The organism is Paenibacillus tianmuensis, from assembly GCF_900100345.1.
Lineage (GTDB): Bacteria > Bacillota > Bacilli > Paenibacillales > NBRC-103111 > Paenibacillus_G > Paenibacillus_G tianmuensis.
Window position 1 is genome coordinate 1 of record NZ_FMTT01000032.1, and the last position, 25,634, is coordinate 25,634.

At 51.6% G+C, this 25,634-nt stretch carries 21 protein-coding genes; 18 read left to right on the plus strand and 3 right to left on the minus strand.

Going from position 1 to position 25,634, the window contains the following annotated elements; translation table 11 throughout:
* The 11 genes from BLO51_RS18890 to rbsK all read left to right on the plus strand — a co-directional run.
* Nucleotides 1-2,196, plus strand: a 2,196-nt coding sequence (locus BLO51_RS18890; protein WP_174551273.1) for an S-layer homology domain-containing protein, incomplete at its 5' end; no start/stop codon positions are given.
* A 103-nt stretch (nucleotides 2,197-2,299) separates the two neighbouring features.
* Nucleotides 2,300-3,439 (plus strand): response regulator, encoded by a 1,140-nt coding sequence (locus tag BLO51_RS18895; RefSeq protein WP_090674347.1) that lies wholly within the window; start codon nucleotides 2,300-2,302, stop codon nucleotides 3,437-3,439.
* A gap of 145 nt (nucleotides 3,440-3,584) precedes the next feature.
* Nucleotides 3,585-4,289, plus strand: coding sequence for a FadR/GntR family transcriptional regulator (locus tag BLO51_RS18900; protein ID WP_090674349.1), 705 nt, complete (start codon nucleotides 3,585-3,587; stop codon nucleotides 4,287-4,289).
* A gap of 109 nt (nucleotides 4,290-4,398) precedes the next feature.
* Nucleotides 4,399-5,766 (plus strand): acyclic terpene utilization AtuA family protein, encoded by a 1,368-nt coding sequence (locus tag BLO51_RS18905; RefSeq protein WP_090674351.1) that lies wholly within the window; start codon nucleotides 4,399-4,401, stop codon nucleotides 5,764-5,766.
* A 6-nt stretch (nucleotides 5,767-5,772) separates the two neighbouring features.
* The gene (locus tag BLO51_RS18910; RefSeq protein ID WP_090674352.1) at nucleotides 5,773-6,084 is read left to right on the plus strand and encodes a DUF4387 domain-containing protein; all 312 of its coding nucleotides are present in this window, start codon (nucleotides 5,773-5,775) and stop codon (nucleotides 6,082-6,084) included.
* A 20-nt stretch (nucleotides 6,085-6,104) separates the two neighbouring features.
* Nucleotides 6,105-7,007 carry an ABC transporter permease gene (locus BLO51_RS18915; protein WP_090674354.1) on the plus strand — a complete coding sequence of 301 codons (903 nt, stop codon included), beginning with the start codon at nucleotides 6,105-6,107 and terminating at the stop codon, nucleotides 7,005-7,007.
* A gap of 12 nt (nucleotides 7,008-7,019) precedes the next feature.
* Nucleotides 7,020-7,904 (plus strand): carbohydrate ABC transporter permease, encoded by an 885-nt coding sequence (locus tag BLO51_RS18920; RefSeq protein ID WP_090674355.1) that lies wholly within the window; start codon nucleotides 7,020-7,022, stop codon nucleotides 7,902-7,904.
* 30 nt (nucleotides 7,905-7,934) lie between these two features.
* Nucleotides 7,935-9,386 (plus strand): extracellular solute-binding protein, encoded by a 1,452-nt coding sequence (locus tag BLO51_RS18925; RefSeq protein ID WP_090674357.1) that lies wholly within the window; start codon nucleotides 7,935-7,937, stop codon nucleotides 9,384-9,386.
* A gap of 57 nt (nucleotides 9,387-9,443) precedes the next feature.
* The gene (locus tag BLO51_RS18930) at nucleotides 9,444-10,601 is read left to right on the plus strand and encodes an ADP-ribosylglycohydrolase family protein (RefSeq protein ID WP_090674358.1); all 1,158 of its coding nucleotides are present in this window, start codon (nucleotides 9,444-9,446) and stop codon (nucleotides 10,599-10,601) included.
* Nucleotides 10,602-10,630: 29 nt separating this feature from the next.
* On the plus strand, nucleotides 10,631-12,736 hold the full coding sequence (locus BLO51_RS18935) for an ADP-ribosylglycohydrolase family protein (RefSeq protein WP_174551274.1): 2,106 nt from the start codon (nucleotides 10,631-10,633) through the stop codon (nucleotides 12,734-12,736).
* A 37-nt stretch (nucleotides 12,737-12,773) separates the two neighbouring features.
* Nucleotides 12,774-13,664, plus strand: coding sequence for a ribokinase (gene rbsK / locus BLO51_RS18940; RefSeq protein WP_090674360.1), 891 nt, complete (start codon nucleotides 12,774-12,776; stop codon nucleotides 13,662-13,664).
* Between the two features lie 50 nt (nucleotides 13,665-13,714).
* Here rbsK and BLO51_RS18945 read toward each other — a convergent pair whose 3' ends face one another.
* Entirely contained in the window at nucleotides 13,715-15,412 is a 1,698-nt protein-coding gene (locus BLO51_RS18945) for a methyl-accepting chemotaxis protein (RefSeq protein WP_090674361.1), read from the minus strand.
* 331 nt (nucleotides 15,413-15,743) lie between these two features.
* Between BLO51_RS18945 and essC the strand changes: the two genes are divergently transcribed.
* The 7 genes from essC (at nucleotide 15,744) to BLO51_RS18980 (ending at nucleotide 23,935) form a co-directional block, all read left to right on the plus strand.
* On the plus strand, nucleotides 15,744-20,363 hold the full coding sequence (essC, locus tag BLO51_RS18950; RefSeq protein ID WP_090674363.1) for a type VII secretion protein EssC: 4,620 nt from the start codon (nucleotides 15,744-15,746) through the stop codon (nucleotides 20,361-20,363).
* The gene (locus tag BLO51_RS18955) at nucleotides 20,356-20,607 is read left to right on the plus strand and encodes a methyltransferase (RefSeq protein WP_090674364.1); all 252 of its coding nucleotides are present in this window, start codon (nucleotides 20,356-20,358) and stop codon (nucleotides 20,605-20,607) included. The genes essC and BLO51_RS18955 overlap by 8 nt, the downstream gene beginning before the upstream one ends.
* A gap of 28 nt (nucleotides 20,608-20,635) precedes the next feature.
* Complete coding sequence (locus BLO51_RS18960) at nucleotides 20,636-20,938, plus strand: WXG100 family type VII secretion target (protein WP_090674366.1); 303 nt, start codon at nucleotides 20,636-20,638, stop codon at nucleotides 20,936-20,938.
* Nucleotides 20,939-20,965: 27 nt separating this feature from the next.
* On the plus strand, nucleotides 20,966-21,268 hold the full coding sequence (locus BLO51_RS18965) for a pore-forming ESAT-6 family protein (RefSeq protein WP_090674368.1): 303 nt from the start codon (nucleotides 20,966-20,968) through the stop codon (nucleotides 21,266-21,268).
* 81 nt (nucleotides 21,269-21,349) lie between these two features.
* A complete protein-coding gene (locus BLO51_RS18970; protein ID WP_090674369.1) occupies nucleotides 21,350-21,541 on the plus strand; it encodes a hypothetical protein in 192 nt (63 codons plus the stop codon).
* 23 nt (nucleotides 21,542-21,564) lie between these two features.
* A complete protein-coding gene (locus BLO51_RS18975) occupies nucleotides 21,565-22,347 on the plus strand; it encodes a hypothetical protein (protein ID WP_090674371.1) in 783 nt (260 codons plus the stop codon).
* Nucleotides 22,348-22,360: 13 nt separating this feature from the next.
* Nucleotides 22,361-23,935, plus strand: a complete 1,575-nt coding sequence (locus tag BLO51_RS18980) for an Mbeg1-like protein (RefSeq protein ID WP_090674372.1) — start codon at nucleotides 22,361-22,363, stop codon at nucleotides 23,933-23,935.
* A gap of 92 nt (nucleotides 23,936-24,027) precedes the next feature.
* Here the strand turns inward: BLO51_RS18980 and BLO51_RS18985 are convergent, their stop codons facing one another.
* Together BLO51_RS18985 and BLO51_RS18990 are read right to left on the minus strand one after the other, a co-directional pair.
* Nucleotides 24,028-24,894, minus strand: a complete 867-nt coding sequence (locus tag BLO51_RS18985; protein WP_090674425.1) for a TIGR02452 family protein — start codon at nucleotides 24,892-24,894, stop codon at nucleotides 24,028-24,030.
* A gap of 23 nt (nucleotides 24,895-24,917) precedes the next feature.
* Nucleotides 24,918-25,412: a riboflavin biosynthesis intermediates N-glycosidase gene (locus BLO51_RS18990; protein ID WP_090674427.1), complete on the minus strand. Its 495-nt coding sequence runs from the start codon at nucleotides 25,410-25,412 to the stop codon at nucleotides 24,918-24,920.
* Nucleotides 25,413-25,634 lie beyond the last annotated feature (222 nt).

The window sequence follows — 25,634 nt, forward strand, 5'->3', positions numbered from 1 at the left end:
GCATTGAAAGCGCTGGAAACAGCACGAAACGGTCTTGTCCTTGTAAGTGCAAGTGTGGACAAAGCCGCACTGCAAGCGAAAGCGAATCAAATTGATAGTGAAAACCTGAAAGAAGCCGACTATACGCCGACAAGCTGGCAAGCGTTGCAAAGTGCGCTGGCTAACGCGAAGAAGGTGCTGGACAATCCAAACGCCACGCAAGCGGAAGTTGAGACGGCTTTGGCTAAACTGACTGAAGCGCGCAAGCAATTAGACCTGTTGGATGCCGTGCTTGGTAATCTGGATGTTGTCGATTTGAAGAACGGCAAGCCAGTCGTATTGTCCCCGGTGTTTGACGGAAAGAAATCGAATTATGAAGCAGTGGTATCGAATGCCGTCTACGGTGTTGGCATCGCTCCGCAAGCGCTCCATCCGAATAGCAAGATGACGGTCACTTTGAACGGCCAAGAGGTTAACGCAAAGGATTGGGGCAGTCTGCCTCTCAAGGAAGGCAAAAATGTGATCAAGGTGGAAGTGGCCGATCCGAACGGGAAGAAGAAGACGTACACGATGGAAATTTTGCGCGTCTCCAGCAAGCTGGCTTCGCTGACACCTTCTACCGGAAGCCTCAATCCGGCCTTCGATCCGGACAAGGAAGCCTACACGATGAGCGTACCGAGCAGCGTTTACCAGCTTGGATGGACACCGGTGACGCTTGATCCGAAGGCCACTGTTGAAATTAGTGTCAACGGCGGGGCGTTTACAACCTTGACCAATGGAAAGGCAAGCCCGGATTATGGGCTGAATGTCGGCGCCAATACGATCGTCGTCAAAGTAACCGATCGGAACGGCGTAGTCAAGCAATACACGGTTACCGTAACAAGAGCGTATGACTCCAACTCCAACACCACATCGAGCGGAAGCAGTGGCAGTTGGGGAGGCGGTGGCGGAAGTGTTTCTAAACCGGCTGGTATCGGAACGAGCGTGAACGGCAAGGACGTTTCGTTCGCCAAGGGAACGACGGAGCGATCCGATGGCCGCACGCATACGAAGATTCAAGTCGATGCAAGCAAGCTGAACGATCTGTTGTCGCAAGGCAACGGACAGAAACTCGTCATCCGCATTCCGGAAGGCGATGCCCGGGTGGATGGCTTGACGGGAACGACCGTCAAGCGGTTGGTCGACACCGGCTCGAGCCTGGAAATTAGCAGCCCGCTCGGGATCTACCGGGTTCCTGGCAACCAGTTGGACTTGAATGCCATCGCGAAGCAATGGAATAATGCAGCGCTTGGCGATATTGCGGTCCATGTTGACATTAAGCGTGCTTCGGCCGTACAGATCGAAACTGCCCGCAGCAAGGCAACGGCAGAAGGGTATCAGCTGCTCGTTGATCCGGTCAATCTCGATTTGACCTTCACCCGTGAGGGACGGACGGTTAGAGCGGGACAATTGAACGGATATGCCGCGAAATACATTGCGCTGCCCGAAGGCGTCGATCCGAATCGAATCACGACAGGCGTTATCGTGTACCCGGACGGAACCGTATTCCATGTTCCGACGGTCGTTACGAAAATTGACAACCGATATTTTGCAATGATCAACGATTTGCGTAGCCATGGCACGTATTCCGTCATCTGGAATCCGCAGGACTTCGATGATGTAAGAAACCATTGGGCCAAAGCGGAAGTGAACAACATTGCAGCGAGACTGGATCTTGAGGGAACGGGGAACAATACTTGGTCGCCGGATCGCAATGTGAGCCGTTCTGAATTTGCGGCTATTGTCGTCTCCGGTCTGGGTCTCTTGCGCCAGGATGTGCCGCAGAGCACATTCCATGACGTGCTTTCGTCGGCCTGGCACCATAGTGCCGTAACCATTGCCAACGAATTCGGCATCGTGCTTGGCTATGAAGACGGCTCGTTCCGAGCTGATCAGCAGATCACCAGAGAGCAAGGGATTGCCATGATTGCCCGCGCTTATCGCGTGATCAATTCGCAAAAAGACATCAATTCGAGTGAGCTTGATGCGCGACTCTCGGCGTTCGGCGATGCGAAGAACGTTTCTTCTTGGGCGAAGGAAGCTGTAGCTATGATGGTTGCAGCCGGAATCGTCGAAGGAAAAGACGGTCAACTGCTGAAGCCGCAAGACAGCATGACGCGTGCGGAAACTGCCGCGCTTATTCAAAGGCTGTTGAAAGTAACGCATCTTATCGATTGATCCGTAAGCTAAACGACCACCGCCGGCGCTTCGAAACCGGCGGTGGTTGTTCTTTATAAAGTCTTAAGCCGAAATGCGAAATGGAAAAGGAGCGAGATCAAGGTTGAGAGCGATCCTGGTCGACGATGAACGATTGGCTTTGAGGCATCTCAAGCAAAAGCTGGAATGCGATGTGGGTGGTGTTGAAGTCGTCGAAACGTGTATGGACCCGAGCCAAGCGGTTGACATGGCGATCAAGCATCGGCCCGATGTTGTATTTCTCGATATCCAGATGCCTGGGATCAATGGTTTACAGTTGGGAGAACAGCTGCAATTGGCCGTTCCCGACATCGAGATTATTTTTGTGACCGGTCACGACCAGTATGCGATTCACGCTTTTAAACTCTACGCGCTGGATTATATTTTGAAGCCTGCTCGAACGGATCGTTTGCAGCAGACGGTACAGCGTTTGAGAGGAAAGCTGAAGGCGAACAAAGAAACTGGCCGGGAATCCCAAGCGCCGTTGATTTGCTGTTTTAATCAGATCCGATTTCAACTTCCCGGCAACGATTCACAAACCGTTAAATGGCGTACGAGCAAGGCACAGGAGCTGTTTGCCTACTTGCTGCATCATCGGTACCGAACGGTGGACAGAGGCACGTTAATTGAGCTTCTATGGCCGGATTTTGATGTGTCCAGAGCGGCACAGCAGCTGTATACGACGATTTACCATATCCGTCAAACCTTGAAAACGAGCGGGATGGGAACGGTATCCATCGCCAGCGCAGATTTGGAGGCCGGATACAGGCTTACCGTGGGCGAGGTAAGAATCGACACGGAGGAATGGGAAGCTCGCGTCAAGCAATTGGGAGTTCTCGACGTTCATACGATGGAGGCGCACGAGCATGTTCTCCAGTTGTATCAAGAGCACTATCTCGGAGACTACGAGTACCTGTGGGCCGAACACGAACGGGAACGGCTTCGCCTGCTGTGGCTGCACCATGCGAGAAGCTTGAGCGGATTTTATAGGGGACAAGGAAGAATACAAGCGGCCATTCAGGTCAATCTACGCATTCAAGAGCTGTTCCCGGATGAGGAGGAAAGCTACTTCATTCTGATGAAGCTCTATGATGCATTGGGGGACAGAGGCAGGGTCGAAGAACAATATTGGCTTCTGACCTTGAGAATGGAGCGGGAACTGGAGTCGACGGTCCATACGGATATTGCCTCATGGTATCAACGATGGAGGCAGCGTGATGTTTGAAGAAGATCAGGGGCGCCCCCTGGTCTTCAAGCTTAAAGCTATTCTTTTCTTGACACGCCTAATTATTGCGCTTAGTATAATGGTGTGGGCAATTGGGTGATCCAATTATCCGAAAGTAACGTAATTCGTGGAAAGGTAACGGACAATGACTATTAAGAAAATAAAATACCACCGGGTTTATGAAGATGTCATTGAGCAGATTGAAAATATCATTCTCGAAGGCAACCTTGCTCCGGGGGACGTGCTGCCTACGGAACGCGAGTTGGCCCAGGCGTTCGGCATCAGCCGCGGCACGCTGCGCGAAGCTTTCCGCATTCTGGAGCGGGAGGGACTGATCGAAACCCGTCCGGGAGGCGGCCGTTTCCTCAACAGAAATCTGACGAAGGCGGAAGATACGAAGCGCATCCTCGAAAATATCGAGCGGGCGACGATTATCGAGCTGCTGGAGGCAAGGGAAATTTTCGAGACGGGAATCGTGGAGCTGGCGGCGATACGGGCGACCGAGCAGGATATTGCGGAAATTGAAAGCGCTCTTGAGCGCTGGGGGACGATTGACAGCAGCTCCGACGATCCCGTCAATCCCGATCAGGCGTTCCATCTCTCGATCGCCAAAGCGACGCATAACGTCGTACTGGTGAATCTGATCGATCTGCACATTGATCTTTTGCAAAAAACGCTGACCAAGACGGTCGATATCCCCGGTCGCAAAAGCGAAGTGTACAAGGAGCATTACGCCATTCTTCAAGCGATCAAGGAAAAAGATCCGGCGAAAGCTAAAGCGGCGCTCCTGCATCATCTCCAGCAGGTGAAGCAAAATATTTCTGCGAACAAAGCGGAGTCAAACGGATGATCAGCATCCTTTTGACGTTTTAATTGGATCACCCAATTACCCAATATCCAAAATTTGTGTGTGTTTGTGAAATACAGATCATTGTTAGCGGATAAGGCGGAGGAGTCATATGGCAAAAGACGAGTTCAAAATTTTGGCCCCTTGCGGGATGCTGGGTTACGGGTTTCCGAAGTCCTCCTTTATGAACGGGATGGCTTGCGGCCCGGATGCAATCGTGGTGGATGCCGGCTCTACCGATGCAGGGCCTCATAAATTAGGCGCAGGCACGGCGATTGTTAGTAAGCAAGCCTGCAAGAAGGATCTCGAAATCATCATTAGCGAGGGCGTCAAAGCAGGTATCCCGATCATTATCGGGTCGGCCGGAGGAAGCGGCGCGGAGGTTCATGTGGAGTGGACCCGGTCGATCGTTCTGGAGATTCTGGAAGAGCACGGGATTCGCGGTCTCAAGCTAGCGACCATCTGGGCGGACATTCCCCGCGACGTGGTGGCGGCGAAGCTGGAGGCAGGCCAGTGCGAGCCGCTGGGCCTGACCGTTGCGCCGCTGACGCCGGAACGGCTTGCGGCGACCGACCGCATCGTGGCGCAGATGGGGCACGAACCGATTATTGCGGCACTGGAGGAAGCGGCAGACATTATTATTTGCGGCCGCGCGTACGACCCGTCGCCCTTCGCGGCCGTCGCCATGCATCATGGCTACGATCCGGCGCTTGCTTACCATCTCGGCAAAATTTTGGAGTGCGCGGCGCTGTCCGCCGAGCCGGGAACGACGAAGGATTGCATGCTCGGTACCTTGAAAGCGGATTCGTTTATCGTGCAGCCGCTCAATGAAGCCCGCAAATGTACCGCGGTGTCGGTGGCGGCGCACACGTTTTATGAGAAGGACCATCCGTACATTTTGCACGGGCCGGGCTTGGTGCTCAATCTGGAGCATTGCGTCTTTACCGAGCTTGGGAACGGCAGCGTCGAAGTGCGCGGCAGCCAAATCGCCGAGACTCCGGTGTACAAGATCAAGCTGGAAGGCGCGATGAAAGTGGCTTACCGCACGTTTGTCATCGCAGGGGTTCGTGATCCGCTGCTGATTGCGAAGATTGAAGAGGTTGAAGAGCTGGTCAAGCAGCAGGTGTGCGACTATTACAGCGAGGTTTCGCCGGACGACTATAAGATCCATTTTATCAACTACGGCCTCAACGGCGTGCTGGGGGAGCTGGAGCCGCAGCACAAACCGGCGCATGAGCTGGGCGTCGTGTTCGAGGTCGTCGCCAAGACGCAGGAGCTGGCCAATGCGGTATGCAGCTCGGTGAGATCGACGTTCTTGCATTACGGGTATGAAGGAAGAAAAGCGACCGCAGGGAATTTGGCGTTTCCGTTTGCGCCCAGCGATGTACCGTTTGGCGCGGTATACGAGTTCTCCGTTTACCACCTGATGGAAGTCTCGGACGGATTCGAAATGTTCCGGACCGATTATGAAGAGGTGTAAAAAGCGATGAAATTATTCGATGCGGCGGCCGTTCTGCGCAGCAAAAACAGCGGCCCCTTTGAAATTACGGTTGACGTGCTGTTCGACGATCCAATCATTTATTACAAGATCAAAGAGCAAGGCCTGATCAATAAAGAGCTCGTATCGCGGCTCTACAATATTGAGCAAGATCACATTACGCAGATCGTCTTCTTCGATCAGGCGCTCGGGTTCAAAATTACGTTTGCGAGAAAAGTTTCGTCAGGCACCTTCCTGGACCGGGACGTGTACGGGGCGCAGCAGCATGCGCCGTTGATGGAACTGGAGATCAACTTGTGATCCGTCAGGAGGTGTAACGGATGAAAGCGTATTCGAAGCTGAATCGAATATGGGCCGATAAAATGCTTTATCTCATGCTTCTCCCGTGTCTGGCGTATTTCGTCATCTTCCATGTGTGGCCGATTATCGGGATGAAGCTGGCTTTTTACGAATACCGCATTCTCGGAGACAACGTGTACGTGGGACTCAAATATTTCCGCGAGCTGTTCAGCACGCCCATTTTTTCCAACGTACTGGCCAATACATTAATCATTAGCGCGATGAAAATGTTTCTAATTTTTCCGATCCCGATTCTGTTCGCTCTGATGCTCAACGAGTTCGCGAACGGCAAATTTCGCAAGGCGGTGCAGGTCGTTTCGTACTTGCCCCACTTTCTGTCGTGGGTCGTTATCGCGGGCATTTGGTTCGAATTTCTGTCCCCGTCCACGGGTGCGGTGAACGATCTGATCAAGGCGCTCGGCTTTCCGCCTCAAGATTTCCTGACGGATAAAGGAAGCATCCGGTGGGTGTTGATTGCCAGCGAAGCCTGGCGCAGTATCGGCTGGGACTCGATTATTTTTCTGGCCGCGATTATGGGCATCAGCCCAAGCTTGTACGAAGCGGCTTATGTCGACGGAGCGTCGCGCTGGCACATTGTCACCCGAGTCGTGTTGCCGCATTTGTACGTTCCGATGGTCACGATCTTTATCCTCAATGTCGGCTTCATTATGAATGCCGGACTCGATCAGGTACTGAACTTCACCAACGATTCGGTCAACAGCCAGATCGATATTATCGATACGTACGTATACCGTGTCGGCTTGATCAACGGGCAGTATTCGTTCGCTACAGCGGCCAATCTGTTCAAGAGCCTGATTGGCGTCGTGCTCGTGCTGTCCACTCATTTTATATCGAAGAAATTGACCTCGAAAGGCGCATGGTAAGGGGGTGCCAAGATGGTTGGCAAAAAAATAACCGTTTCCAAAACGTTGATCGGCCTGCTGCTGACGCTGCTGACACTGACGATGTTCGTGCCGATTGTAAACTTGTTCGCCAGAGCGTTATCGCATCCCGACCAGGTTCATCAGCTGAAAGGCTACGATCTGCTGCCCAAGGGGATCTCGCTGATCAACTTTCAAGTCGTTCTCGGCAATCCGATTGTCGGCAAGGCGCTGATGAATTCGCTGTTTATTACGGTGGTGGGCACCGGCTTATGTATCTTTTTTACGACGATTGCCGCCTACGTCTTAACGCGAAAAAACTTGGTCGGCAAAACCCCGATCATGATTTTTCTGATCGTCATCATGATTTTCGAGCCGGGGATCGTTCAGGAATATATGGTCATGAAGGATCTGCATCTGCTCGACAGCTTATGGTCGATGGTGCTGTACCGGATGATCAATGTGTACTACTTGATTATAATGATGCGTTTTTTGGAAGAAATTCCGGAGTCCCTGCTGGAAGCGGCCAGAATCGACGGCGCTGGGCATATGACCTTGTTTATCCGCATCGTTATGCCGCTGGCGCGCATACCACTGCTGACGATCGGGATGTTCTACGCGATTGCGAAGTGGAACGAGTTTTTCAAATCCAGCATTTTCTTGTCCAGCCGCGAGAATACCGTGCTGCAGGTGCTGCTTAGACAATTTGTCGTGGAGCGGGACACTTCGGCGCTGGTCGGCGCAGCGAATCTGCTCCAAAACAACAATATCGCGCAGCTCGACTTCTCTTCGCTGAAAGCGGCTACAATTGTCATCGCCATGATTCCGATTCTCATGCTCTATCCTATTATTCTGAAGTATTACACCAGCGGAGTAATGGATGGCGGCGTCAAAGAATAAACCACACAAGACATTGGGGAGGAAATAGTAATGAGAAAAATGTTCACCCTGCTCGCTGCAAGCTTGCTGGTCGTCTCCGCCGCGTGCAGCTCCGGCAGCTCGAAAGCTCCGGGCGATTCGGCCGCGGCGCCGTCCGGCGACCAGCCGGTCACGATTACGATTGTCGACAAGGACCTGCAGCCCGACGATAAATTTCTCAAAGGCATCGAAGAAGGCATGAAGGCCGAAGGCAAAAACGTGAAGCTGCAGCTCGTTCCCGTGCAGAGCGGCACCTACTCCGAGAAGCTGGGCCTGCTGTTGCAAAGCGGCAACATTCCCGATCTGATTTATTTCCAAGGTGGCGATTACCAGTTCGCGGTCACCCAAAAAATTTTGGAAGACTTGACGCCGTACATCGAAAAATCGACGCATGTGAAAGCGTCCATGAACCCGTACAACCAGGAAAGAACGAAGAACTATCCATATCTGGTGTGGCTGTCGCCAACGAGCAGCTCGGTTCCGGTCGTGCGTCAGGACTGGTTTGACAAGACGGCATCGGGCAAGGAATTGCTGGTTAATCCAACCGTGGACAACTACTATACCTTCTTCAAAGAGCTGAAAGAAAAGAACGGCACCAAATTCGCCTATACGACAGCCGGTACGCTCGACGAGCTTGACGCCATGTTCGGGCAAGCGTTCGGACTGACCTCCACTTGGCTGAAGGGCGAGGACGGCAAGTACGCATTCGGCAAAACGACCTCCTTCGAGAAAGACAAGCTGGAGTTTTATGCGAAGCTGTACAAGGACGGCCTGCTCGATCCCGAGTTCCTGACCAAAAAATGGGATACAAAGGAAAAAGCGTTCTACGACGGTCAAGCGGCGGTTATCGCCGGGACGCAAGGGAAAGTCATCGACCTTTACAACACGAAATCGACGTCTCAGAACGGAGCCGCCGCGAAGGTAATGCCTCTGCCGCCGGCAAAAGGGAAAGGCCAAGGATACACCCCGGTTGACGTGAGCAAGGAGAGCCGCGGCTTCGCGATTGCCAAGACCGCGAAAAATAAAGAGATGGCGTTCGCCGTCTTGGAGTACCTGGCCAGCCCGAAAGGCCAACTGCTGGATAAGCTCGGCATCGAAGGCGAGCAATACACCGTCGTCGATAACAAAATCAAGCTGACGGCAAAATCGGCCGAGTGGTATCCGCGGTTCGTCGAGTCGACCGTGAACTTCAAGCCGGAATTCGATCCGTCGACGCCTTACTTGTCCGAATCGGCGGCGAAATCGCTGGAGATGATGTCCAAGCTGTCCAAAAAAGACAACAGCTTTATCATTCCTGCGGAGCTTTCAGCCAAGTGGGACGCCTGCAACGCGCTTTACAAAGAATTTGCCGCCAACGTGGTGATGGGCAAGAAAACGATCGTAGATTTCGACCAGTTCGTGCAAGCCTGGAACGCCGCGGGCGGCAAGGAAATGACGGATTACGCCAACCAAACGATAAAATAAACGGCTGGTAAAGTGCGGGGCGGTGGCCTCGCACTTCCTGCGGAGGGAGAGGAACCGATGCTGTCTTTTGCGGATCGGGTGAAAGGCGTCGTCTACGGGACGGCGTACGGCGATGCGATGGGCGCAGTTGTCGAGAAAATGACCTACGGTCAAATCAAAGAAAAATACGGGCGCGTCGAAACGACGAAGACGAAATGGTGGAAGGCGGATTGGCCGGAAACGACGCGGCTCGGCAGAATGCGCGGCCAAGGCATCGTGACGGACGACACGCTCATGACGCTGGCGCTGATGAACGTGTATTGCACGGAGCGCCGGCATTTGGACGCCTACGATATGGCGAACGAATTTGTGAAGGAAATTGCTTTCCGGCCGAGGTATATTCCGGAGTTCGGCCGGGAAGCGCTTATTTTGGACCGGTTGTTTTATCCGGAGAAGCATATTTTCAACCGGCATGTGCTTGCGAACTGCGAGCCCCGCGAGGGCGGCTACGGCAATATGGTCAACTGCGGAGCGGCGATGTATATCGCTCCCGTCGGGATCGTGAACGCCTGCAATCCGAAGGGAGCGTACGACGAGGCGATCTTGTTCGCCTCCGGCCATCAAATTAGCTACGGGCTGGAAGCGGCCGGCGTGATGGCTTCCTGCGTCGCCAAGGCATTCGAGCCGGACGCAACGGTCTATGATGTGGCGGAGACCGCGGTGTATTATGCCAAGGACGGCACGAAGCGGGCCATTTACGATCTTTGCGAGAAGGCCCTGCTCCTGCGAGCGGATAGAGCGGACCGGGACAAGGTTGTCCATGCTTTACACGAAGTGATGGCGGTCTACTCTCCGATGCGCGACGATGTCAACCGGAGCATCGATAAAGTCGGTATCCCTTCCAATCATTACACGCCAAGCCGGTTGTTCTCCATCGAGGAGCTGCCGATGGCGCTTGCGTATATGGTCCTGCACGACGGCAATTTCCTGGAGGCGGTCAAGGACGGCGTAAGCTCCGGCCGCGATACGGATTCGATCGGCGTCATGATCGGCGCCATTCTGGGCGCGATGCAGGGCGTGGCGGCGATCCCGGCCGACGAAATCGCGGTGCTGGAAGAGACGAATAAGCAGGATATGGCAGGGAGCTGCGACCGGTTTATTGAAGCGGCCGTGGGGATTATTCAAGAGGATCTGGAATTGAACAGCAAGCGGCAAAAGTTTTTGGAGGTCCGGTGAACATTATTTTTAAAGGCGGTGCACGGAACATGATTCCTTCGAATTATTTAGAGAAAGTTTATGCAGGTTATTTGGGCATGAATATTGGCATAAGGCTGGGCGCGCCGGTGGAGCCGACGATCTGGACTTATGAGCGGATCAAAAATACGTACGGCGAGATTACGGACTACGTGAAGGAATTCAAAAATTTCGCTGCCGATGACGACGCGAACGGTCCGTATTATTTTCTGCGTGCGTTGTATGACGACGCCGTCGACCGCGATATTACCCCGAACGATGTGGCTCGCGCCTGGCTGAACTACGCCCGCGAAGGGATCGGGATGTTCTGGTGGGGCGGCTATGGCGTCAGCACGGAGCATACGGCTTACATCAACCTGAAAAAAGGAATTCCAGCCCCGCAATCCGGCTCGATCGAGCAGAACGGGCTTATTATCGCCGAGCAGATCGGCGGGCAAATTTTTATCGATACGTGGGGCTTGGTCAATCCTTGCAATCCGAAGAAAGCCGCCGATTTCGGCGAAGCTGCGGCCCGCGTGTCGCACGACGGCGAAGGGGTGCTGGGCGCGAGATTTTTCTGCGCGGCGATCTCCAAGGCGTTCGAAACGCCGGATATCTGTGAAATTATCGAAGCGGGGCTCGGTCAAATTCCTGCGGATTCCCTCTATGCGCGAGTGTCGAGAGCGGTGCTGGAATTCCACGCACAGCAGCCGGACGACTTCCGGGCATGCCGCGACATGCTCGAAAGAGATTGGGGCTACGACAAATATACGGGCGTGTGCCACATTATTCCGAATGCCGGCGTCTGCGTACTGGCGATGATTTACGGTCAGGGGGACTTCAACCGGACGGTGGAAATCGCCACGATGTGCGGCTGGGATACCGATTGCAATGCGGGCAACGTCGGTACCGTGCTCGGTGTCGCCTGCGGCCTGGAAGGCATCGCGGACAAGTACCGTAAGCCGATCAACGACTCCATCGTGATGTCGGGCATTTCCGGCTACTTGAACATTTTGGATATTCCTACGTATGCCAAGGAATTGACGATTCTGGGCTATCGTCTGGCGAAGGAGCCGTGCCCGCAAGAACTCGTCGACAGCTTTACGGAGCGCGACATTTATTTTGATTTCGAGCTGCCGGGCTCGACGCACAATATCCGGGTTTCCGATCCGTTTTTCTGCCAGGCGCGGCATTCGACGGAGAGAGCCTTCCGCGGAACCGGATCGCTCGAAGTCGTCTTTGACCGCATGACCCGCGGCGAGAAATCGAAAATCTTTTACAAGCCTTTCTACACCCGCGCCGATTTCAGCGACGAGCGGTATTCGCCGACGTTTGCGCCAAGAGCGTATTCGGGTCAGAAAGTGTCGATGAACATTTATCTGGACCAATGGGGTGGCAACGAGACGATGGGGATTGCGCCTTACGTCCGGCTGCACAATAGCATGAAGGAGCTCGTCCAAGGCTATATCAAGCTCGTACATCAGGAGTGGATCGAGGTGGAGTTCGTCATTCCCGATTCAGAAGGCGAGCTGATCGACGAGGTCGGTATCGTGCTCGAATCGTATTCGACGCGTAAGCCGAAAAGCCTCGGCCGCATCTTTATTGACGAATTCCGCATTTCCGGCAAAGCGGACTACACGATCGATTTCCATAAGCAGTCCGTCGATTTTGGATGCGTGACGCCTTTCGCTCACAATAACGGCGCATGGAGCCTGACGGACGGTTCGATGTATCTGATGACCGCCGAGCCTAGCGAAGCGTATACGGGCAACTATTTTGCCACCGATTATACCGTAACCTTGGACCTTAATCCGCAAATCGGCGATTCGCATCTGGTGGCGATTCGCGCTCAAGGAGCGATGCGCGGGTATCACGCGGGCTTTGACGGAAAAGATCAAGTCTCCCTCTACCTGAACGATTTCGGTTATACTAAACTAACCGGAGTCAGTTACCCCTGGCAGCTTGGTCAAAACTATGAATTCAAGGTGACGGTGCAAGGGCAGGTCATCACGCTGTTCATCAACGGGGAGCCGATCCTGCAGCATACGGACGGTACGTTCGGCTACGGCATGTACGGAGTCAGCACCCTTGGCGCGGCGAGAGCCTACTACAGCAATATTCGAGTCACGGAGCTCTAGAAGTCCGGTGAATTTGTAACGAAGAGGGCGAATTTCGATGAAAATTATGGTTGTCGGCAGTGCAAATATGGATATGGTCATGCGAACGAGCCGTCTTCCCGAGATCGGGGAGACGATGCGGGGCGACGGATTTTTCCTAGCTCCCGGCGGCAAAGGGGCCAATCAGGCGGTAGCTTGCGCCAAGATGGGCGCCGAAACGTGGTTTATGGGGAAGGTGGGCGACGATATTTTCGGCCAGTCCCTGATCGACCGGCTTAGCGGCTTCGGTGTGCGCACGGACTTCCTCAAGCGTGAGCCGAATGTGACGACAGGCGTGGCGGCTATCACGGTATGCAACGGAAATAACAGCATCATTCTCGACGGCGGCGCCAACAACGAAGTCTCTCCCGGCTATATTCAAGGCTACAATCAGGAGCTGCTTTCGGCCGCGGCCGTCATGCTGCAGCTGGAAATTCCGATGGAGACGGTTTACGAGGTGATTCGTTTGGTGAAAGGCCAAGTGCCGATTTTCCTGAATCCGGCGCCTGCGGTTCCGATCGAGGATGCAGTTTTGCAGGGAGTGGATTATTTTACGCCGAACGAAATTGAATGCCGCATCTACACGGGGGTCGAGATCCGGAGCACCGACGATGCTTTGGAGGCTTTGAACAAGCTGCGGGCCAAAGGAATCCATTATCCGCTCATTACGCTCGGAGATAAGGGCATCGTGTATTATAACGGAACGGAGAACGTATACAAGGAAGCGCGCAAGGTTCAGGCCGTCGATACGACGGCGGCCGGGGACACGTTCTCCGGTACGCTGGCCGCGATGATCATCGCCGGCAAAAGCATGGACGAAGCGGTGGATATCGCCCAGCGCGCCTCGTCCATTGCGGTGACCCGTTTGGGAGCGCAGGATGCGATTCCCATGTTGTCGGAAGTATTATAGGTTGTCATAAGCACTTGCTTGCAAAAGCAGGTGCTTTTTTGCGAACAGCCCTACAGCCGGAATCGGCGAATGCTCTCGCGAAGCTCTCCCGCAAGCAGAGTAAGCGACTCCGCGCTGCCGGAGATGCGTTCCATCGAAGCGAACTGCTCGTTCGAAGCGGCGGCGACGCTTTCCGTGCTGTCGCTGGAGGTCTGGGCGATCATCGCCGTGGACGTGACCGAGGCGGTAATCTGCTCGGTGGTTGCCGCCATTTCTTCCGCCGTGGCGGACACTTCCACAATATGTCCGTTCAATTGCTCGATCGAAGCGGCAATGTCCCGGAAGCTGCGGCCGGAGTCGCTCACCAGATGGATGCCTGCCGTGACTTGCTCCGTAACTTCGTGAATCGCCCCGGCCGTTTCTTTTGTTTCCTCTTGAATCAAGTGGATGCGCTGGGCAATTTCCTTGGCGGCCGCTTCGGATTGGGTGGCCAGCTTCTTCACCTCGGCCGCGACGACAGCGAAGCCTCTGCCGCTTTCCCCGGCTCTTGCCGCTTCAATCGAAGCGTTCAATGCCAGCAAATTCGTCTGGTAAGCGATCTCGGAGATCAATTTCACAATGCCTCCGATTTCGTCGGACCGTTTGCTTAGCCGTTCCATACGTTCCGAGGTCTGCTTGGCTGTTGTGGAAATGGCGTTCATCTGCTCCTCCGCTTCGTCCATCGATTCCGTGCCTTTCACCGCATTGGCGGCTGTCGTTTGGAACTGCTCCGCCATGTCCGAGGTCGCCTCCGAAATCCGGCCGATCCCTGCCGCCATTTCTTCCATGACGACGGCGGTTTCTTTCGAAGTGGTCAGCTGTGCCTGCGCTCCACCGGCTACTTGCCGGGAGGCGTCGGCAATCTGCTGCGCGGCGATCGTCGTTTGACCGGCATCGGCCGCCAGCGAATGGGCGAGCTGCGTGACTTGGTGCGAAGCTTCCGAAGAGCGGCCGACCGCCGAATGAAGCTCGCGGACCATGCGGTTCAGGGCGTCAGCCAGTTGGCCGGTCTCATCGCGGCTTTTCAGGGACAGCGGCGGAACGGTCAGGTCGCCGTCTGCGACCCGTACGATACTGCCGGTAACCAGACGCAGCGGGCGGGCAATCAGGAGGAGGAACAGCGTGCTGATTCCGATGGCGACAGCCACGCTGATCCCGAGAATGACATATACCCATATCAAGCTATCCTTGTAGGCTTTTTTTGCTTCCAGTGCGGAGATTTCAGCCTGCTTCTGGTTCCATTCGACCAGACTGGTCAAATGCTCCTGCATTTCGTCAAAAATTCGGTGGCCGGCATCGATCAGGATCATGGCCTGCTGAGGGTTACTGCGGCTGGAGACTAACGTTTTTTGCGTGTTTTTTTTGAATTCTTCCCAATTTTCCTTGAAGGAAGCAAAATCCTTTCGTTCTTCGTCGGCTGTCATCTGGGACTCGTACTGCTGCATGGTCGATTCGACCAAGGCGTAGCTTGCGCCGATTTCATCCTCAAGGGTTTTGCGTGCCGGAGCGTCGGTACTATCTTTGTGACGGAACACCAGATTAAGCACATACTCCGTCTCGAAGTAAATCCGGTTGATTCCATTTACCTTGGGCATCGAGTTTTCGGTAACTTGTTCAACGCGGTTTTGGATATACATCATTCGGCTTAAAGCAAGAACGGCGGTGATCGTAGTAAGAAGCAACATGGCAATAAACCCCAAAGCAAGCTTTCTACTGACAGTCCAACGCATCGAACGAGCCCCCTCGGCTATGCTATTTTATCTTGGATATGGTATTTAGGATTAAACTAATTCGACAATCCAATGGTAAATTCCTTCTTATTCCAATTCGCTCGCGAAGGAAATTTAGGGAAATATGGAGAAAAAAGCGTGCATCGGTCAAATCAAAATCGCTATTGCAGAATGTGGCAGAAAATGATATCATACAACCAATGATCGAAAGCGGAAGCACCGCCTTATTCATGTGTATTTAGCCATGGATAGGGCGGTTTTTTTGTGTTCTGGAATAGAAAATTTTGTAAATATTTGTCTGATTATCCGTTCGAAAGAAGGAGAGTGACCAATGCAGCTGTCCTTGTTAAAGGAAAATGAAGTCTATACGTGCGTGCTGCCTGAAAAGACGTCCGGGCAGTATTGGGTCACTCAAACGAATCTTCTGGGGTATGAGGAACGGGTGATCGGGGTCGAAGGCGTGGAAGGCCAATGGATTCTCAAGTCGAATCGACATGCGGTCGTTATGGATGCCGGCAGCCGCAAAGTAAAGGAGCTTGCCGTCGAGCCTCTGACCATCTATAGCATCCTTCTGAAGAAAACGGATGAAATTGCGATTCTTTTCGCCGAACCGGTATCTGCCGATCGCAGAATATTCCAAAGGTACAGCTTGCCAAGTAGGGGGAAAATAAAGATCGGCCGTGCGGACGGCTGCGAGATCAGGTACGCGAACAGGTACACGTCGTCCGTTCATGCGGAGCTGTTCGTTTCCGAAACGTCCATAACGATACGCGATACGGGAAGCTCGAACGGAACGTTTGTGAACGGGAAGAGGACGACGGAGCAGATCCTTAAACCGGGAGATATGATCTATATCGTCGGCTTGAAGATCATTGTCGGCAACGGAATTGTTGCCATGAATAATCCGGACGGTCAGGTGAGCTGTAATCCCGATGTCCTTAGACCATGCGTCAAGTCGTATCCTGCGGTTCCGAATACGGAGGATGAAATCGACGAAGAGGCGCCGGAAGGCGATTTGTTTTACCGTTCTCCAAGGTTTATCAAGGACATGGACCGGGTCGAGATCAAGATTGACGCACCGCCGTCCCAGGTGAATCTGGAACAAACTCCGCTTATGCTCATGCTCGGTCCATCCATTACGATGGGCATGGCGTCATTGTTCACCGGGCTATATTCTCTGCATAACGCGTTGCAATCCAACGGAAAAATCATGAACGCCATGCCGACTCTCGTCATGTCATTCAGCGTGCTGCTGGGTACGATTCTATGGCCCGTTTTGACAAGACGGCACGAGGCTAAGAAGAGACTCAAGCAGGAGAGAATCAGACAGGAGAAGTACAAGCTTTATATTCAAGAGATTCGTCAGAAGATACGGGATGCCGGAGAACGCCAACGCCAGGTCCTGCATGAAAATCTGGTTACTCTTGAGGAGTGCGTTTCGCGAATCAAGCTGCGCAAGCGGACCCTATGGGAGCGAACCCGCAGACAGAACGATTTTTTGAAGGTTCGTCTTGGACTGGGCAATCTGCCGCTTCAGGTTCTGCTGAAATTTCCGGAGAAAAGATTTTCCCTCGAAGACGACGGGCTTCAAGAAGAGCTGTATCGGCTCATGGAGGAGCCGAAAATGTTGGAGCAGGTTCCTATTCCGCTTTCGCTAACGGAAGATTGGATTAGCGGGATGATCGGCACAAGGGTCGAAGTTGTGGCTGCGGTCAAAGGATTGATTGTCCAGCTTGCGGCGCTCCATAGCTATGATGAATTAAAGCTGGTCTTCATCTATGACAAGAAGGGGGGGAAAACGTGGGAGTTCGTAAAATGGCTGCCTCACGTTTGGAGCGACGATAAGTCCATTCGCTTTATCGCGACGGAGCCGGGCGAGGTAAAGGAGCTTTCCGTCTTTTTGGAAAAAGAAATTGCCAGAAGAGAGAGCATCGCTTCGGAGGAAGAGCTTAAGGAGGTCATACCTCATTATGTCGTCTTCGCAATCGATAAGAGCCTGGCCGGCAAGGCGGAGATGATGAATGGGATACGGAAGCAAAAAAACAATATAGGCCTTAGCGTGATCCATCTTTACGACGAGTTGAAAAACTTGCCCAAAGAGTGCTCGCTGGTCGTGGAGTATGAAGGAAATCACTCGAAAATATATGATAAGGACGATACTTCCGGGAAGCATATTGCGTTTCAACCTCATCCGTATACCATTCAGGATGAGCTCCAGCTTGCCGTGCAACTGGCCAATATTCAACTGGATCGTTCGGGATCGGGCTATACGCTGCCTGCCATGCTGACGTTTCTCGATTTGTTCGAGGTAAGCAAGGTCGAGCATCTGAATGCGCTGACGAGGTGGCGGGATAACGATCCTGCCTTATCCCTCCAAACTCCGATCGGGGTAGATACGACCGGAGAACGGTTTTATCTGGACCTGCATGAGAAATATCACGGTCCTCATGGCTTGATTGCGGGGATGACCGGTTCCGGGAAAAGCGAATTTATTATGACGTTCATTCTTTCGCTCGCTGTAAACTATCATCCGCATGAGGTGGCTTTTATTTTGATCGACTACAAAGGCGGCGGTATGGCTGGCGCATTTGCGAGTTTGCCTCATCTGGCGGGAACGATTACGAACTTGGATGGTGCGGCGGTGAAGCGGTCCTTGGTTTCTATCCAAAGCGAGTTAAAGCGGAGACAAGCGATCTTTAGCGAAACGAGCAAGCGGTTGAACATAAGCAATATGGACATCTACAAATATCAGAGGCTGTTCCGGGATGGGAAAGTCACGGAGCCATTGCAGCACTTGTTTATCATTTCGGACGAGTTCGCGGAATTGAAGACGCAGCAGCCTGAGTTTATGGAGCAGCTGGTTAGCGCGGCGCGTATCGGCAGAAGCTTGGGTATTCATTTGATCTTGGCAACCCAAAAGCCATCCGGCGTTGTGGATGATCAGATTTGGAGCAACAGCAAGTTTCGAATCTGTCTTAAGGTGCAGGAGAAGGCCGATAGTATGGACGTGATCAAAAGGCCGGATGCGGCCGAGCTGTCCGTTACCGGGCGCTTCTATGTCCAGGTCGGCTTCAACGAGCTGTTCGAGCTTGGTCAATCCGCATGGGGAGGGGCGCCTTATTATCCGACGGATCGGATGGAGAAAGCCAGGGATGCGAGCGTGACCGTTATCGATAACCTGGGACGTATCGTGAAACAAGTCAAGATTGATAAACGAAAGACACGATTTCACAACCCGGCCAAGCAATTGGATGAGGTGAACCGCTATTTGGCGGCCATTGCCCAAGAAGAACGCATTCGCGTCCGTCCGCTTTGGCTGGACCCGCTTCCGGAATTCATTTATCTTGACGAGCTCAGAGAGAGTCATCCGGTTTCGCAACAATCCCACGGTGTGCTGAATCCCGTGATCGGCCAAGTGGACGACCCTGCCAACCAGCGGCAGTTTACGATGACATTTCCGCTATCCAAGGAAGGAAATGCTGTCATTTATGGTGCGGCGGGAAGCGGGAAAACGACCTTCTTGACCACGTTACTATATTCGCTGATGGAGGAGCATACGCCGTCCGAGCTCCATATCTATATTCTGGATTTCGCTTCCGAGACCTTGCGCGCCTTCGCCAAAGCGCCGCATGTGGGCGATGTCGTGCTCTCGCATGAAGCGGAGAAAGTCAATAATTTGTTCAAGATGCTGTATAAAGAAGCCGCGGACAGGAAAAAGCGGTTCGCAGATTATGGCGGCGATTATCAATCTTACATAAGATCGGAAGAGACTGCCATTCCTTCTATTGTCGTTGTCGTTCATAACTACTCGGCGTTCGCGGAGCTGTTCGAGGATAAGGAAGAAGCGGTGGCCTATCTAACGAGGGAAGGTTTAAAGTACGGGATTTACTTGATCTTGTCCGCATTGAATACAGGCGCGGTCCGGTACCGGGTTTTGCAGAACTTTAAACAATTGTACGTGCTGCAGCTTAACGATGCCGCCGACTATTCCAGTGTGCTCGGGAATGTGGAAGGCGTTTATCCCTCCAAGTTTAAGGGGAGAGGCATTATGAAATCCGATCGGGTATATGAATTTCAAATCGCACACACGCATCGCGATGCGGAAAACCGCTTCGAGCTTATTCGCAAGTATGGCGAAGATTTCGCCGCCGGATGGACGGAGCCGGTCGCAAGAAGAATTCCGATCCTGCCTGAGCTCATTGATGCGAATTTCTTAATGGATGAGATCAAGTATGGCAGGGCCGGGAAGATTCCGGTGGGCGTGGAGAAGAACAGTTTGCAGACAGCCTGCTTTCATTTTGACCAGCATGACATCCAGCTTGTGCTGTCTCAAAATAACGACAATGTGGGCTTTATCCAAGGGCTGGCCGAGGTCCTGTTGGCTAAAGCGGAAGCCGAAGTTGCCGTCATCGATCCGGACAACAAGCTGGTGGATGACGTGTCCAAGAACTATACCCATTATGGAAATCCAACGGATTGGGACCAAGTGGTTGTACAGTTATTTAACACCCTCGTCCACCGCAACAATACGTACAAGGATGCGATGGCCGCCGGCGATCCGGTTCCCGCCTTTGCCAAACAGACTTGGATCATTCATTCCCTGGCAAGCTTGAACTCGCGAATCTCCGAGGATTCCAAGGATAAGCTCCGGGTTCTTCTGGAGAAAGGCGAGGCGGCATATCAGGTGAACTTCATTATCTGCGAACGTGTTTCGTTGATTTCATCCGTATCCTACGAAGCTTGGTTTAAGACGAAGGTAATCCCCAACGAGGGGATCTGGCTGGGGAACGGCATAGCGGATCAATATCAGCTCAAGATCGGGAAGCTCACAAGCGAGCTGTACCAGGATATTGGAGACGATTTCGGCTATATCGTGACGAATGGGAAACCGGTTCTCATGAAGCTGGTGACTTCGCCCTTGCATCTTAAGGAGGACGATTCCGATGGATAAAATACTGATTGAGGTTTTTGTACCGGCTCTAGCCCGGACCTATGACGTATACATCCCTCTCACGACCAAGCTTTGGGAAGTCGAGACGTTATTAACGGGTGCGATTGAGGAGTTGTCGAACGATTATTTTGCTGCAACCCGCGATACGGTTTTATGCGTGAGAACAACCGGGTCCGTTTTGGATATTGGCATGTCAGCTCAAGAATCGGGGCTTCATCACGGTTCCAGGCTGATGTTAATATAAAACCTTTATTACCGAGAGGAGAATTTGCATGGCAAGAAAAATTGTCGTAGATCCCGCTAAGCTGGAAGCGGCAGCTAAAAACATGGATGGGCATGCCGCCGAGTATCAGCGTTTGTACGATCAACTGTTTAATGAAGTGAAGGCCATGGGCAATGCGTGGAAGGGGCAGGATAACGTCGCTTATACGACGCAAATCGAAGGCTTCCGTGATGATTTTGAAAATATGAAAAAGCTGATGGAGCAATATTCCGAGTTCTTAAAGCATAGCTCCCAAACGTATCGGACAACGCAAACTGAAATTGCAAACTCCGCCAAAAAATTAGCGAACTAATCTATTCCCTTTAAGGAGGCCACCCCTATGTCTATTGAAGGAATCAGCATATCTACCGCAGAGGTGACGCAAACTGCGACAACGATCCGAACACTTAACGGCAGCTTGACCGCCAAGCTCGAAGAGATTAAGAAAGAAATGAACAGCTTGACGAGCTCTTGGGATAGCGATGCCTCCCGAACCATTCAGGACAAATTCAACGCGAATTCCCAAAAGTTTAGCGATTATCGGGCAGTTGTCGACTCTTATGCGGCTTTTTTGGATAATACGGTTTCGAACTACGATGCAACCGAAACGACCATTAACAGCAACGCCAGCCAATTTAAATAATACATGCTGCGGTATGGAGGGTGACAGGGAGTTCCTGTCGCTCTCCGTCGTCTACAATCTTGGATACAAAGAGGGATGCGCATGAACGAGGCGGCAGATTGGGAAGCAACCGCCATTATTGAAGAACTCAACAGAATCAGACGAGAATTGGAAAGCGTAGCGTTGGAATTAAAAGGTTCGAAAGGAATTAGCATCGAATATTGCTCCAGAAGTTTGACACAAATTTCAAGCGAATACGGCGAGGTCGTTCAAATGCTGTATCGATTGAGATAACGATGGAGGGTACAGAGCGGGAAATGAACTTGAATGGAAGGCTGGTGCTTCGAATCGTGATGTTGCTATCGCTAGTCACGCTTATGGGATGCGGTCAGGAGTACAAAGATGCGGGAGAAAAAATGACGCGGTATTTAAATGAAAAGTATGGCGAAGAGTTCGTGATTGAAAACGTCGGAGGCGGATATGGGACAGGGATATTTTCAACCGATACGATCAAAGCGGAGGCGTATCCCAAACATTCCCCGAGGCATCGGTTTAGAGCCGAAATCACGAAAGATTTTAACAAAGTATGGGACAACTATATGAACATGATTATGGCCGACAAGTTCGATGAAAAGATGATGAAGGTATCTCAAGAAGTGTTTGAGCAGAAGGACATCTGGGTTAAATCATATCTGAATTCGGGTGGCTTATCTTTTCCGACCCGCGATTTGAATAACAAAAACATGAGTATTGAGGATTACTTTAAGGCCGAGGAGCTTTATGGGATAGCTATTGATGTGTTTATTAAAAGCGAGCCTGATATTGACAAGGAACGTGAAGCCGAAAAAGTAGATCAACTGGTAGCTAAAATAGTAGAACTACAGGAATTTAAAAACGGAGCTATTGATGTTTATTATTTAAAACCGTCTTCATTCGAACGAGTGAGTACGGATTTTTTCACGGTGAAAGTACCGATTGATTATTACAGGCAGAAAGAAGTCAGTTATGCCCATACGTTCGCAGAAATTTCCGATGCGAAAAAAGAATATACCGTAAAAGAAATTTTAAGCCATTTTGATCGGGGATCTAAGAACTCTTAAGAAGGGGGATATAATGACCACGACCATTACCGAAGTAGATAAACAAGTTCTCTCAGAACTCATATACCTGAATATTGCAAAAAATGAAGAGTTATTCAAGCATTTGAAAAACGGGACATTAACCGTAGGCGAACTCGCAAGAACCTACAAGAACGATCTGGAATCATCATTTAAAGATGTTGAAGGCCAATTTAAAACAAAAGAACAGTTCGAGGAATTTAAGCGTTCAATTGAAAGTTTATCTCAGGAACCTTCCAAATATTATAATTGGAAAATAAGCCATATCGATGATGATAATGCAGAAACAGGTTTTGTAGCATACACGTTCGAGCCGGAGCCCGGTCAAGCGGTGTTTGCCTTCCGAGGAAGCGAAGATATCACCAAAAAAGAGTTTCGGAACGATTGGAAAAACAATACGTCGACTTCGTATGAAGAGGAAAGTGTCCAGCAACATAAAGCCAGATTGTACATGGAATCGCAAGCGAAGCTGTACAATAATATCACGATAACGGGTCATTCTCTCGGAGGGAACCTTGCCCTATATGCAACCCTAACGGCGCCTGGTGAAACTCAAGAAAAAATAGCCAATTGTTCTACGTTTAACGCTCCTGGCTTTAACAAAGAATTTACCGTTACCTATCAACATTCGATCCGGCATATGAGGGAGAAAATTCAGGAATTTCAGAACAGATACGATGCCGTGTCTTCCCTTTTCTACAATCCGACGAAACCGATCATGATCGAAACTTCGGCGAAAAAAGGAACGCTGCCTGATTTATTAAATATGGACCATCACGCCCTTAAGCATCTTGTGAACGATAATGGTACCTTAATCAGGGACAATGTCCAAAGCAAAGATTTTGAATATCGAATGTTGTCCAATCTTACGCAAGGGATTCAAATGCTGCCTAATCCGATGCTTTACGAAACGACGGAGCTCATTTTTGCCGTTTGGAATGGCGATATCGATCCGGTTCCATTAATGAAAACGGCAGGTATTCTAGCGGCCACCAATATTCCCCAAACGATGGTTACTGTAGGAGCGATACTCAAAGCTGTAGAAATTACGTTTGTAGCTGCCGCGTTTGTAACAGCTGCCCAGATTGCTGCCGAAGTGGTGGATGATAAGATTGCTCAATTTAAAACGTGGGTGATTCGCAAGTTCGACGATCTGTTTGAACAGGCCGGACTTGGAGCCATCCTGAAAGAGAGGTTTCACGACTTTAAGCAGCGGGTTTATGCTGAAGTGCATGATATCGTCAGCAGGGTCTCGAAGTTCGTCAAGGATTCTTGGTATACGTGGAAACAATCCGGCATACAGCATGAGGATATTCGCGTGAACATGATGGAGCTCAGAAATTTGGCTTCCCGCTTACAAGCGGTTCAAAACCAGATCGTCCATGTGGACCGCAGACTCGATACGCTGGCAAGTCTTGTCGACTGGCAGACGCGCATATCGGTAACTTGGATCGATTTCAAAGTGGGCTATAACCAGGATTTAAGAAGATGCATCGATTATTTGCACCGTACGGTAGACGAGCTTGAACAATGCGAGCGCACGATCACGCAAAAAGCGTATGCGTTTTAAACGGTATCTGGGTGTCGTGCTGGTGTCGCGAGGCGGAAAATACAAAAGCGCCGGCACTTCCCGGGCCGACGCTTTCACATATTTCCTAGTTGCTATAGCTTCAATGCCGTTTTGAATTTGTTCAACGTCCGCTTGTCTGCCGAATTATCGAGGATGGCGAAGACAATTTTGTCAAACCAGACGGCACGACCTTCGTCGATTAGCGCTTGTTTGAAAAGGCGGGCGACATCCTTCGGGTCATTGCGGAAGACGCCGCATCCAAAGGCGCCGAGAATAATGGCACGCTGTCCATGGGCAGCCGCAACCGCTAGAATAAAGCGAATCCGCTCCAGCATGACCGTATCGATCTTTGCCGTATTTTCCGGTTCGCGCTCCCGCACAACCCCCGCATTTACCGCAGGAGCGGTGAGCATAGACACCAAGTAAGGCTTCGGCAGGAGGTTGCCGCGATCCTCCCGGAAGACCGGCACTTTCGGAGAGTAGACCATATAGTCCGAATAAAGGCAGGTCTTGAGGCTCCGGTTATGGTCGTACATTTGGGTCATCTGGGAAATACACGGATACAAGGCGGAGGAGCGGGCCAGACTTTCTTCCTGCGCCTGACTTCCCCCGAGGAAGCCTCCACCGGGATTTTTCGCGGAGGCAAAATTCAGACAAACGGTTTCCGTAATTCCTTCTTGCGCTACGAGCCGTTGCGCCGCTCCCAAGGTCGATTCGTTCGTCACCTCAATGCGAGGGGCGTTCTCTCCTTTACGGTCGATGAGGGCACTTGCTTCTTTCAAAATATTCGGCAGCTGATCGGGCGCGTAGAGAACGGACTTCACAACGGCCGTTTCCACTTCGTCCCGGATGGCTACTTTTGTCCCGGAGGGGCTGGTGTAGAAGCCCTGCTCCAAAATATCCAAGGTTTCTTTGGCGATCTTGGATCGGATTTCTCTGCTATGACTAGATGTGTTCATCTTGTTCACTCCATTCATTCTGTTCAGGTTGCTTCTTGATTCTCCTTCAGCAGGTTCTCGCGCAGCTGTGTCAAAATGTGACCCAGTGCATTTTTGCCCTGCCAGGTTCTTCGGTTTTGAATCCTCGGGTCGTCTTCGGATAACCCTACTCCCCAGATCCGGTCCGTAGGGCTCGCTTCGACCAAGGTTGTTCCTTTCGTCTCAAGCAATTGCTCCAGCAGCTGCGGGTTTTGTGTAAATTTCGCATGGTTGCCGTCATAAACAAATTTCTTTCCGTAATTGTCCCATTTATCCTTGTTAAAGTTCTGGACCAAACGGCCCAGCTTCTTTTGCTCGCGGGGCGTTTTGGCCTGTAAAATTTTTTTCGCCGTCTTTTGATCCCCGAACAGCATCGCTTTTTGATACATCATGTACTGCTCCGCGCAGTTGAACTTCACTCCTTTCACAACAAAACGTGAAGGATGCCACTGGGAAAAGGGGGATTCGGTGTGGTAAAAAAACGTAAATTTCTCTGTCATCATTAGATCTCGCTTTCACTTTACAATTTGAATGTTTCGAAATGCCGTTGCCATCATCGGCTACGCTCCAAGGGTGGGCCGACCTTGTAGTTGCTTGAGTATTGACTATTAGGATATTTGCGAATTGATAATATCATAATGACATTATATAACGATAGCAGCACCCTATGTCAATATCCATTCGAAAAAATGTTAAAACCCTAGAGATTTTCTTGACAAAAT

What these genes read in the sequence shown, in the direction of transcription:
- BLO51_RS18900 (WP_090674349.1), top strand. Translation starts at nt 3,585, where the DNA reads ATGACTATTAAGAAAATAAAATACCACCGGGTTTATGAAGATGTCATT.
- BLO51_RS18905 (WP_090674351.1), top strand. Translation starts at nt 4,399, where the DNA reads ATGGCAAAAGACGAGTTCAAAATTTTGGCCCCTTGCGGGATGCTGGGT.
- BLO51_RS18910 (WP_090674352.1), top strand. Translation starts at nt 5,773, where the DNA reads ATGAAATTATTCGATGCGGCGGCCGTTCTGCGCAGCAAAAACAGCGGC.
- BLO51_RS18915 (WP_090674354.1), top strand. Translation starts at nt 6,105, where the DNA reads ATGAAAGCGTATTCGAAGCTGAATCGAATATGGGCCGATAAAATGCTT.
- BLO51_RS18920 (WP_090674355.1), top strand. Translation starts at nt 7,020, where the DNA reads ATGGTTGGCAAAAAAATAACCGTTTCCAAAACGTTGATCGGCCTGCTG.
- BLO51_RS18925 (WP_090674357.1), top strand. Translation starts at nt 7,935, where the DNA reads ATGAGAAAAATGTTCACCCTGCTCGCTGCAAGCTTGCTGGTCGTCTCC.
- BLO51_RS18930 (WP_090674358.1), top strand. Translation starts at nt 9,444, where the DNA reads ATGCTGTCTTTTGCGGATCGGGTGAAAGGCGTCGTCTACGGGACGGCG.
- BLO51_RS18935 (WP_174551274.1), top strand. Translation starts at nt 10,631, where the DNA reads ATGATTCCTTCGAATTATTTAGAGAAAGTTTATGCAGGTTATTTGGGC.
- rbsK (WP_090674360.1), top strand. Translation starts at nt 12,774, where the DNA reads ATGAAAATTATGGTTGTCGGCAGTGCAAATATGGATATGGTCATGCGA.
- BLO51_RS18945 (WP_090674361.1), bottom strand. Translation starts at nt 15,412, where the DNA reads ATGCGTTGGACTGTCAGTAGAAAGCTTGCTTTGGGGTTTATTGCCATG.
- essC (WP_090674363.1), top strand. Translation starts at nt 15,744, where the DNA reads ATGCAGCTGTCCTTGTTAAAGGAAAATGAAGTCTATACGTGCGTGCTG.
- BLO51_RS18955 (WP_090674364.1), top strand. Translation starts at nt 20,356, where the DNA reads ATGGATAAAATACTGATTGAGGTTTTTGTACCGGCTCTAGCCCGGACC.
- BLO51_RS18960 (WP_090674366.1), top strand. Translation starts at nt 20,636, where the DNA reads ATGGCAAGAAAAATTGTCGTAGATCCCGCTAAGCTGGAAGCGGCAGCT.
- BLO51_RS18965 (WP_090674368.1), top strand. Translation starts at nt 20,966, where the DNA reads ATGTCTATTGAAGGAATCAGCATATCTACCGCAGAGGTGACGCAAACT.
- BLO51_RS18970 (WP_090674369.1), top strand. Translation starts at nt 21,350, where the DNA reads ATGAACGAGGCGGCAGATTGGGAAGCAACCGCCATTATTGAAGAACTC.
- BLO51_RS18975 (WP_090674371.1), top strand. Translation starts at nt 21,565, where the DNA reads ATGAACTTGAATGGAAGGCTGGTGCTTCGAATCGTGATGTTGCTATCG.
- BLO51_RS18980 (WP_090674372.1), top strand. Translation starts at nt 22,361, where the DNA reads ATGACCACGACCATTACCGAAGTAGATAAACAAGTTCTCTCAGAACTC.
- BLO51_RS18985 (WP_090674425.1), bottom strand. Translation starts at nt 24,894, where the DNA reads ATGAACACATCTAGTCATAGCAGAGAAATCCGATCCAAGATCGCCAAA.
- BLO51_RS18990 (WP_090674427.1), bottom strand. Translation starts at nt 25,412, where the DNA reads ATGACAGAGAAATTTACGTTTTTTTACCACACCGAATCCCCCTTTTCC.